The organism is Shewanella sp. 2_MG-2023, from assembly GCF_030548905.1.
Taxonomy (GTDB): Bacteria; Pseudomonadota; Gammaproteobacteria; order Enterobacterales; family Shewanellaceae; genus Shewanella; species Shewanella electrodiphila.
In genome coordinates this window covers 1-9,144 of record NZ_JAUOSO010000036.1, presented here as the reverse complement: position 1 = coordinate 9,144, position 9,144 = coordinate 1, and the positions used below count along the sequence as shown (strand labels likewise).

Here is a 9,144-nt window from a genome sequence, read left to right as displayed (position 1 = left end):
GCTCACTGGCTCACTGGCTCACTGGCTCACTGGCTCACTGGCTCACTGGCTCACTGGCTCACTGGCTCACTGGCTCAAATGAAATGGTAGAAATATAATTTGGAAATGCTGGCCGTTCAGTAGATAAAAAAAATGCCAATCGATTGATTGGCATTCTAGTATGAACGTTAAAACTTATTGGTATTTGTAACCTTCAGTTTGTTTTTGCTCAGAGTAGTCTAGCTTCTCATGAGTTTGACCCATGGCTTCAGCAACTTCTGGAGGCATGTAGTTTTCATCATGCTTCGCCAGTACTTCAGTTGCTTCGATAGTGTCAGGCTTGATTAATACGCCTTGAGCGACAATACCTTGTCCTTCACGGAATAAATCAGGCAGTAAGTCATCAAAAGTAACAGTAATTGCACCACCAAAAGCATCATGAATTTCAAATTCTACGTGCAAGCTTTCTGGATCTCTAACCATTGTTCCAACAGTTACCATTCCACCTACTCGAATACGCTGACCAATTTCAGGCTTTTCACCAGTGTCTTTTTTACCGTTTACAATTTCGTAAGGGGTAAAAAATAAGTTTAAGTTAGAGTTTAATGCATACAAAAGTAATGATGCGATACCTGCTACACCTGCAATTAATGCGACGGCAAGTGTGAGTCTTTTTTTACGTCTAGAGTTCACTATCTACTACTCCTAGTTTCTTTAAGGCGGTCTTCTCGTTCCATCTTTTTAGATATCTCGAGTAAGACGGATCTTTTCTGGCGAAGGCTTAAGAATAATAAGATCCCTAAGCTTCCGAAGGTAACACCGTATGACAACCATACATAAAATGCATAACCGCCCATATTTAAAAATTCTGACAATGATTCGAACTGGATCATTTAGATGCCTCCGCTTTTGCTAATTCTCTAACCCAAGGGCGCATGCCATTTCTTGCTAAAATTTCTGCTTTATAGCGCACCAAAGTGATTGCACCAATCATTAAGCCAAAACCGAATATATTGATAAGCAGCGGTGCTAACATTTCCATTGGCATAGCTGATTTTTCGGTGATTTTGATGGTGGCTGGTTGGTGTAAACTACTCCACCAATCAACTGAGTATTTAATGATTGGGATATTAATGACACCAACGATGGCTAATATGCCTGCTGCACGAGCTGCAAGCACTTTATCTTCAAATGATGCATAAAGAGAAATAACACCAAGGTATAAGAATAATAGCACTAGTTCTGATGTTAAGCGTGCATCCCAAACCCACCATGTGCCCCACATAGGTTTACCCCATGCAGCACCAGTTAATAGCGCAATAAAGGTAATGACGGCGCCAATAGGTGCAATTGATGCAGCTACCCAGTCAGCCGTTTTAATTTGCCAAACGATACCGACAAATGAGGCTGATGCCATCGCCATATATGCGGCCATAGACATTGAAGCAGATGGCACGTGAATATAAATAATTCTGAAGCTCTCGCCTTGTTGGTAGTCCATTGGGGCAAATAACATTCCCCAGATGGTTCCAACACTTATCAATAAGATGGCAGAAAACGCAAACCAAGGTAAAAGCGTTGATGCTAGTTTGTATGCACGCTCGGGATCAGCGTATGAATGAAGCCATTTCCACATATCAGTTTGTACTCACTCGTAATGAAGCACCAATTGCAAATGGTGCCATAATTAATGATCCGACCAACATGGCGCCAATAATGGCAAGTTGTCCGGTATAAGGTAAATTTAAACCAGCAGCATCAATAGCGCTGGTAGCAAAAATTAGTACGGGTATATACAGTGGTAAAATTAATAAGCTAAGTAATACTCCACCCTTGCGTAACCCAACAGTTAACGCCACACCAATTGCACCAAGTAACGATAAGACGGGCGTGCCCACAGTTAGCGTTAATATGAGTGCAGTATAGCTATTACTTTCTAAATGTAACAAGACTGCTAATAAAGGTGCTACTAATATCAATGGTACACCAGTTAAAATCCAGTGAGCCAATACTTTCGATAATACCAATATTGGTAAAGGCTGTGGGCTTAGTAGCATCTGCTCTAAGCTACCATCATTAAAATCTGCTTTAAATAATCGCTCTAGTGACAACATGGATGCCAATAATGCAGCAACCCATATGATACCTGGTGCAACGCGCGACAGAACCTGTGGTTCAGGTCCAATTCCTAAAGGAAATAGTGTCACGACTAAGACAAAGAATAAAAGTGGATTAAAAATATCCCCACGATGCCTAATCGCAATTTTTAAATCACGCTGCAACAATGTCAGAAATGCTTGGGTGTAACTGATGCCTCTTTTCATTGTTGTACCTTATACGAAGCGATAGTCTAGTTTGATCTTACGAAGCACTTCATCAGTGATGAGACTCATATCTTGGTGTGTAGTCATAATAACGCAACCACCACTTTGAGTGTGCTTAATAAACAATTGTTCCAACTCTTCTACACCTTTTTTATCAATTGCTGTAAATGGTTCATCAAGGATCCAGATTCGACAATTGGTGTGCCAGAGACGGGCTAGGGCTGTTCTTCTGTGTTGGCCTGCTGATAAATGTCCAGCGAGAGCCTCTTCGAAGCCACCTAAGTTAACTTTGGCGAGCAAATCATAACTATCAAAATCATTATATCCACTTAACCTTAAATTGAAGTTAAGGTTTTCATTTGCTGTTAACTCGCTTTTAACACCAGCGAGGTGTCCAAGATAAAGTAAATCTTCATTAAACTCGTCACGACATTGATTGATATCGGTATCAATATACTGAATCTCGCCAGCATAAGGTCGAGATAAGCCAGCAATGATGCGCAACAGGCTGGTTTTACCAGCACCATTAGGGCCTTCAATTTGGACAATATCACCTGCATTAATTTCGAAGCTTAATTGATCAAACAGAATACGGTCTTCACGGATGCACGTCAGTTCATTTGCCCTGACTAAAACTTGCTGCTGATTGTTGTCTGTCACTGAGCCCTCTTTTTACGGGTTGAGGATGAATACAAAATCAATATTATCATAAACACAATTAAGGGTTTAGCATTCAACCCATCTATGTGCTAGGTATTTGAAGTGGTTCCAATAAAATACATCTAATGTGAACTTTTTCATGATTCTCTAATATATTACTCAATACAGTTTTATTGTCTTAATTTGAGTATGAAGGTGAGATTCTTATCACAAAAAGGTGAGTTTTATTGAAGTTTGTAGTAATCTGATGACGATTTAATAAGTCTACCTGCTTTGAAAGGTGGCATTGAGCTTTGAATTTATTTGCATTAGGAACGATGAACATGAAAAAATTATTAGCAATGACTGCAGTTGCTGCATTGACTTTGTCTACAAACGTTTTCGCTCAAGATGGCGAAGCAGTTTACAACAAAGCGTGTCAAGTATGTCACAGCATGGGAGTTGCTGGTGCACCAAAAGCGCACGATGCTGCTGCATGGGAGCCTCGTTTAGCGGCGGGTATGGACACACTAATTTCTACAATTAAAACTGGTAAAGGCGCTATGCCTCCAGGTGGTATGTGTACTGATTGTACTGATGAAGATTACCAAAAAGCGATTGAGTTCATGTCTAAGTAATTTTAGATACTCATAAAAAAACCGGCTACTAGCCGGTTTTTTAATGTCTATAAAAACTGTTTATTGAACAACAGTATCAAGCATTAGTTTAGCTTCTTCACCGACTGCAACAGATGCAACAACACCTTTCAAGTCTCCAGTTTGCGCTTTCACACTACCGTGCTTAGATAACACTGCGATAATTTCAACATTTTGGGCACTGCTAAGTTTAACGTCACCACCCATTGAAGTTGAGTCATCTAATGTCACTGTAACAGGAAGGCTGTTAGCACTGATTTTAGTTGCAGCTAAAGGTACTTTAGGTCCTTGCGTTGAACGTGCAAAGATAAATACCATATCAGTAGAGCTAACTTGATCAGCTAATTCTGGTGAAATCGCAATTTCAACATCAACGGTTTTAGCTGTTGTTGCAGCTTGCGTCATTGGGTTGTGGTTGCTGTCATTTGGCATTTCGCCTGTTTCAGCTTGAATACGCATGTTAGCCGATTCGATTGCATTCATTACTGCTGTGCGATCAATGTCACTGCGGCCACTATCTAAAATAGTTTGCCATGCGTTGATTGCTGCTTGGTAATCAGCGGTAAAGAATGAGTCCATACCAACAAGTAGTAATGTTGATGGGTCTTGTGCGTCTAATGCCAGTGACTGATCAACCAATGCCTGAATTTGAGGATTCATTTCTTGGCCATTCTTGTAATACATTGCCGTTGCTTTAGGCCCAAGTAATTCTGCTGCAGTACCGACTAATTCCATCACTTTATCAAATGAAGCAATTGCTTGATCAAATTGATTAGCTGAAATATAAGCATGACCTAAGCTAAACCAAGCTTGGCTGTTTTCAGGATCTGCTTGTACTTGCTGCTCCATCATCTGTACGCGTTGAGCCATAATTTGCTCGCTGCTCATGCCTTGATGTGGGCTAGCCTCTGCTTGTGGAGGGTTAGCAAGCTCTTCGTAAGCACCTAATGATTGATAGAGGTACGCTGAAATAGCTAGAATACAAACGGTCATAAATGATGGCCATAAGATCCCTTTAGCTTGAATTTTCGTATCAAGAGAGTCATCGCCATCTTGCTTCATATCTTGCAATAAGCCGATTTCAAGCTCTTTCTTTAGTGCGTCAAACTCAGTTTGATCTAATAAGCCATCTTCTAGTTCTTTTTCTAGAATAGCTGCACGTTCGTTAAATAGTTCAAGGTTTGTTTGCTTACGTACGCCTGATTCTTCAGCAGCTAACATTTTTTGCTGACGAAAATGTGGGACCCAAATCAGCATTAAACTGATTACGACGACAAGAGCAATAAATATCCAAAATGTGGTCATTGTTTCAATATTCACTTTTAGGTTGCTGAAAAAACAGAGCGGATTAGCCGCCTGACTTGAAGTTAGATTATACGTAAAGATGATTCATTGAACAGTAATATACGATATAACCGAACCAGAATCGTCATAGTTGGGCACTGGTTCACAGATTAATCACCTATAAAAAAAACAAACGAAACTTAAATGAACTTTTTATGTCCTATGTTCAACAGTTGATAACTGGGTGTTTTTACTCTCTATTTTTTTGAGAATGAGACAAGTCACCCAGTTTTGCACGAAAGTGGCAGACATAAACAACAGCAACTACTAAAATATAAGCAAATTCGTATTAGCTAATGTTAATATCACTGTTTTAAAGCATTATGATAGATATGCGTTGTTTAGCCTTTATATGGCTTGAACAACTTTTTTAAAATTGAGGAATACCCATGATCCCTGAACTTGGACACTTCTCGCTCATTATTGGTTTGGCATTCGCCATTCTATTGATGACCGTGCCGTTATTTGGTGCAGCCCGTAAAGACCAGTATCTCGTAAGATATGCTTGGCCTATTTGTTACGGTATGTTCTTTTTTATCACTCTTTCTGTCATCACCCTAGGCTATAGCTTTGCTGTTGATGACTTCTCTGTGGCTTATGTCGCAAATCACTCCAACTCACAACTACCAATTTTCTTTAAAATTGCAGCTGTATGGGGTGGCCACGAAGGTTCATTACTTTTCTGGGTATTCTCTCTAACGGTTTGGGCAGCTGCGGTTGCAACCTTTAGTAAAGGTATGGAAGAAGTGTTCATTGCACGCGTACTCGCAGTACTTGCAATGGTCATTGTTGGGTTCTCATTATTCATGATCCTGACCTCTAGCCCTTTCGAGCGTATTTTCCCAATTCCTATGGAAGGTCGTGACTTAAACCCAATGTTGCAAGACGTAGGGCTTATTTTCCATCCTCCAATGCTTTATCTAGGTTATGTCGGTTTTGCGGTTAGTTTCGCATTTGCTATTGCAGCGCTTATGAGTGGCCGTTTAGATTCAGCTTGGGCAAGATGGTCTCGTCCTTGGACATTAGCTGCTTGGGTATTCCTAACAGGTGGTATTTCTCTAGGTTCTTGGTGGGCATACTACGAGCTAGGTTGGGGCGGATGGTGGTTCTGGGATCCAGTTGAAAATGCATCATTCATGCCTTGGTTAATTGGTACGGCACTTGTTCATTCATTAATCGTGACTGAAAAGCGTGGCGCATTCCGTAACTGGACAGTATTGCTATCTATCTTTGCTTTCTCATTAAGCTTGTTAGGTACATTTATCGTGCGTTCAGGTGTACTAACATCAGTTCATTCATTCGCAGCAGATCCTAGCCGTGGTATGTTCATTCTACTATTGCTTGGTTTAGCTATCGGTGGCTCCTTAACCTTGTTCGCACTACGAGCAAGTGAAATGAGTAGCCCTGCACGATTTGAATTAAAATCTAAAGAAACATTCTTATTAGTCTGTAATGTTCTACTCACTGTGGCAGCAGGTACCGTTTTACTTGGTACGCTATACCCACTGTTAATTGATGCATTAGGTATGGGTAAGATTTCTGTAGGACCTCCATATTTTAACTCTGTATTCGTACCAATCGTATTAGTACTATTTGGCTTTATGGGTATTGGTCCAATTATTCGCTGGAAGAAATCTAAAGCGGGTGAATTGAAACGTCAGTTACTTATCCCTGCAATTGTTGCAGCAGTAGTTGGTTTAGCAACGCCTTTCATTGCTGGTAACGAATTAAACCTTTGGGTTGTATTTGGTATCGGTATGGCAACTTGGGTTTCACTTGCAACATTCAGAGCGGCTTATAACCTGCTTACAGATGTAAATGGTAAATTTACTCTGAATAAGATTGGTCGTAGTGAAACGGGTATGCTAATTGCGCACATGGGTATTGCAGTTTCAATCGTTGGTGCGACTATGGTGTCAAACTACTCGATTGAGAAAAGCGTACGTATGGGCCCAGGTATCAGCGAAGAGTTAGCTGGTTATACCTTTAACTACATTGAAACTAAAAATGTTGTCGGTCCAAACTACACTGCTCAGCAAGGTCAGATAGAAGTTTATCAAGATGACAAGTTTGTCACATTATTAAGACCAGATCGTCGTCAATATAATGTGCGTACAATGGACATGACTGAAGCTGGTATTGATTGGGGCTTATTTCGTGACCTTTATGTCACTATGGGTGACCCATTAAGTATGACTCAGTTTGCAGTACGTCTTAATTACAAGCCGTTTGTTCGTTGGATTTGGATTGGTTCTATCTTCATGATGGTCGGTGGTTTCTTAGCTGCATCAGATAAACGCTACCGCGTGAAAGAAACTAAAACCGCGAAAGATGACACTAAAGAAGCGAAATTAGCGACTGCTTAATTTATTGGAGAAAATATGAAAAAGTTGGTGCTGTTTATACCATTGGTATTGTTTTTGGGGATGGGAGTTTTTCTATATCAGGGGTTATTCTTAAATCCGCAAAAGCTCGATTCAGCACTAGAAGGAAAGCCGGTTCCGGCTTTCCAACTTGAACGTCTCGAAACACCGGGTGAAATGCTAACGCAGGAAAATCTTAAAGGCGAAGTGTCACTTATTAATGTATGGGCAACTTGGTGCCCAGCTTGTAAGTATGAACATCCGTATTTAATGATGTTAGCGCGTCAAAATATTTTACCGATTTACGGTGTTAACTATCGTGATGAGCGTGCTCCAGCAATTAGAGAGTTAAGCCGTGAAGGTGATCCTTATACGCTTAATATTTTTGATAAAGATGGACGCTTAGGTTTAGACCTAGGGGTTTATGGAGCACCAGAAAGTTTTATTGTTGATCATAACGGCATTATTCGTTTCCGCTATGCAGGTCCTATTGACAGGAATGTATGGAGCGAAACGCTTTATCCAATGATCCAAGAGTTGCAAGCTGAAGCGAAACAAGACGGAGTTTAAGAATGAAGACATTTAAAATACTTGTTGGCTTCATGGCAAGTTTAGTTTTGGCTTTCAATGTCATGGCAACACCAGTTGATACATATGAATTTAAGTCAGCTGATAACCAAAAACGTGCATTAAGTTTGGCGCATGAATTACGTTGCCCACAATGTCAAAATCAAAATTTAATTGATTCTAACTCACCAGTTGCCCAAGATTTACGTCTTGAGGTTTACACAATGGTAGATGATGGCAAGAGTAATGATGAAATTGTAGATTTTATGACAAGCCGCTATGGTGACTTTGTTCTTTATAAGCCAAGACTTGATCCTAAAACTTACATTCTGTGGCTTGGTCCATTTGTTCTAATGTTGATTGCACTATATGTAGCACTCGTTGTAGTTCGTAAGCAACGTGGTAAATCAACAGCTGCACCAGAAATGACTGATGCTGATCGTAATGAGTTAGAAGCTTTGTTGAAAAATAAACAAAGTCTGGATGATAAGTAATGAATATCATGATCAAAGCGATCATGCTCAGTGCATTAGCAGTGACTATCACTGTTAATGCTTATCCTGGAATGGAAAAGCAACAGCAGCATGTAAGCAATTCTACATTGGACAAAATAAATGTCCTTGAGAATCCTTTTCCAATTGCACACATTGGATTCAATGATGCAGAAGGTAAAGAAGTCGACTTTGAAGAACATAAAGGAAAAGTCGTTATTGTGAATATGTGGGCCACATGGTGCCCACCTTGTGTAAGAGAACTACCAGCTTTGGATCGTTTAGAGCAAACGTTGAGTAAAGATGACTTTGTATTGATGCCAATTTCGATAGATGCAGAAGGCAAGAAGCAAGTCAGCCCTTTTTTAGAGTCAATTGGCTTACCTTCGTTTAACTCTTACTATGATGCAAGACAGAATCTACGTGAAGTATTCCCATTAGATACAATTCCAGCTACCTTTATCTTGAATAAAGAAGGTGAATTGGTGGCATATGTTCGTACATATGTAGATTGGGATGATGAAAATGCGATAGAGTTCTTGCAGCAATTCCAATAATAGCGCTAATTATATTGTGTTAGAGCACGCTAAATAGGCCTAAGACAGTATAAATTGATTAAAAAAGATCGCTTTTGGTGAAAAACTCATCAAGCGATCTTTTTTTTGTGTTTTTATTACTAAAAGCCCTTGCGGTGTTTCAGAATCTGCCTATAATGCGCATCCACTGACACGGCAGAGCGCAATAGCGAAACACTGAGTCAGGTTGATTAGAGACGGTTTTA

11 protein-coding genes are annotated in these 9,144 nt (G+C 40.1%); 5 read left to right on the top strand and 6 right to left on the bottom strand.

Going from position 1 to position 9,144, the window contains the following annotated elements:
• Window positions 1-174 precede the first annotated feature (174 nt).
• From ccmE to ccmA, 5 genes are read right to left on the bottom strand one after another with little or no spacing between them, the layout of a single operon-like run.
• Window positions 175-672 carry a cytochrome c maturation protein CcmE gene (ccmE, locus tag Q4600_RS20975; protein WP_102529607.1) on the bottom strand — a complete coding sequence of 166 codons (498 nt, stop codon included), beginning with the start codon at window positions 670-672 and terminating at the stop codon, window positions 175-177.
• Window positions 672-869: a heme exporter protein CcmD gene (gene ccmD / locus Q4600_RS20970; protein ID WP_102529608.1), complete on the bottom strand. Its 198-nt coding sequence runs from the start codon at window positions 867-869 to the stop codon at window positions 672-674. The genes ccmE and ccmD overlap by 1 nt, the downstream gene beginning before the upstream one ends.
• Window positions 869-1,615, bottom strand: coding sequence for a heme ABC transporter permease (locus Q4600_RS20965; RefSeq protein WP_102529606.1), 747 nt, complete (start codon window positions 1,613-1,615; stop codon window positions 869-871). Before Q4600_RS20965 ends, ccmD begins: the two co-directional genes overlap by 1 nt.
• A gap of 1 nt (window position 1,616) precedes the next feature.
• On the bottom strand, window positions 1,617-2,303 hold the full coding sequence (gene ccmB, locus Q4600_RS20960; RefSeq protein WP_102529605.1) for a heme exporter protein CcmB: 687 nt from the start codon (window positions 2,301-2,303) through the stop codon (window positions 1,617-1,619).
• Window positions 2,304-2,312: 9 nt separating this feature from the next.
• Window positions 2,313-2,963, bottom strand: coding sequence for a cytochrome c biogenesis heme-transporting ATPase CcmA (ccmA, locus tag Q4600_RS20955; RefSeq protein ID WP_102529604.1), 651 nt, complete (start codon window positions 2,961-2,963; stop codon window positions 2,313-2,315).
• Window positions 2,964-3,286: 323 nt separating this feature from the next.
• Here ccmA and Q4600_RS20950 point away from each other — a divergent pair, with 323 nt between their 5' ends.
• Window positions 3,287-3,580 carry a cytochrome c5 family protein gene (locus Q4600_RS20950; RefSeq protein ID WP_102529603.1) on the top strand — a complete coding sequence of 98 codons (294 nt, stop codon included), beginning with the start codon at window positions 3,287-3,289 and terminating at the stop codon, window positions 3,578-3,580.
• A gap of 60 nt (window positions 3,581-3,640) precedes the next feature.
• Here Q4600_RS20950 and ccmI read toward each other — a convergent pair whose 3' ends face one another.
• The gene (gene ccmI, locus Q4600_RS20945; protein WP_229372197.1) at window positions 3,641-4,903 is read right to left on the bottom strand and encodes a c-type cytochrome biogenesis protein CcmI; all 1,263 of its coding nucleotides are present in this window, start codon (window positions 4,901-4,903) and stop codon (window positions 3,641-3,643) included.
• A 428-nt stretch (window positions 4,904-5,331) separates the two neighbouring features.
• Between ccmI and Q4600_RS20940 the strand changes: the two genes are divergently transcribed.
• Genes Q4600_RS20940 through Q4600_RS20925 form a run of 4 tightly spaced genes read left to right on the top strand, consistent with a single transcriptional unit; the run spans window position 5,332 to window position 8,920 of the window.
• Entirely contained in the window at window positions 5,332-7,308 is a 1,977-nt protein-coding gene (locus Q4600_RS20940) for a heme lyase CcmF/NrfE family subunit (RefSeq protein WP_102529601.1), read from the top strand.
• Between the two features lie 15 nt (window positions 7,309-7,323).
• Entirely contained in the window at window positions 7,324-7,875 is a 552-nt protein-coding gene (locus Q4600_RS20935; protein WP_102529600.1) for a DsbE family thiol:disulfide interchange protein, read from the top strand.
• A 2-nt stretch (window positions 7,876-7,877) separates the two neighbouring features.
• On the top strand, window positions 7,878-8,366 hold the full coding sequence (gene nrfF, locus Q4600_RS20930) for a heme lyase NrfEFG subunit NrfF (protein WP_102529599.1): 489 nt from the start codon (window positions 7,878-7,880) through the stop codon (window positions 8,364-8,366).
• Window positions 8,366-8,920 (top strand): TlpA disulfide reductase family protein, encoded by a 555-nt coding sequence (locus tag Q4600_RS20925; protein WP_248986265.1) that lies wholly within the window; start codon window positions 8,366-8,368, stop codon window positions 8,918-8,920. Before nrfF ends, Q4600_RS20925 begins: the two co-directional genes overlap by 1 nt.
• Window positions 8,921-9,144: the final 224 nt, after the last annotated feature.

Bases quoted from the DNA above. Each gene is read 5' to 3' on its own strand.
- ccmI (WP_229372197.1), bottom strand. From the start codon at position 4,903: ATGACCACATTTTGGATATTTATTGCTCTTGTCGTCGTAATCAGTTTA.
- nrfF (WP_102529599.1), top strand. From the start codon at position 7,878: ATGAAGACATTTAAAATACTTGTTGGCTTCATGGCAAGTTTAGTTTTG.
- Q4600_RS20950 (WP_102529603.1), top strand. From the start codon at position 3,287: ATGAAAAAATTATTAGCAATGACTGCAGTTGCTGCATTGACTTTGTCT.
- Q4600_RS20940 (WP_102529601.1), top strand. From the start codon at position 5,332: ATGATCCCTGAACTTGGACACTTCTCGCTCATTATTGGTTTGGCATTC.
- Q4600_RS20925 (WP_248986265.1), top strand. From the start codon at position 8,366: ATGAATATCATGATCAAAGCGATCATGCTCAGTGCATTAGCAGTGACT.
- Q4600_RS20935 (WP_102529600.1), top strand. From the start codon at position 7,324: ATGAAAAAGTTGGTGCTGTTTATACCATTGGTATTGTTTTTGGGGATG.
- Q4600_RS20965 (WP_102529606.1), bottom strand. From the start codon at position 1,615: ATGTGGAAATGGCTTCATTCATACGCTGATCCCGAGCGTGCATACAAA.
- ccmB (WP_102529605.1), bottom strand. From the start codon at position 2,303: ATGAAAAGAGGCATCAGTTACACCCAAGCATTTCTGACATTGTTGCAG.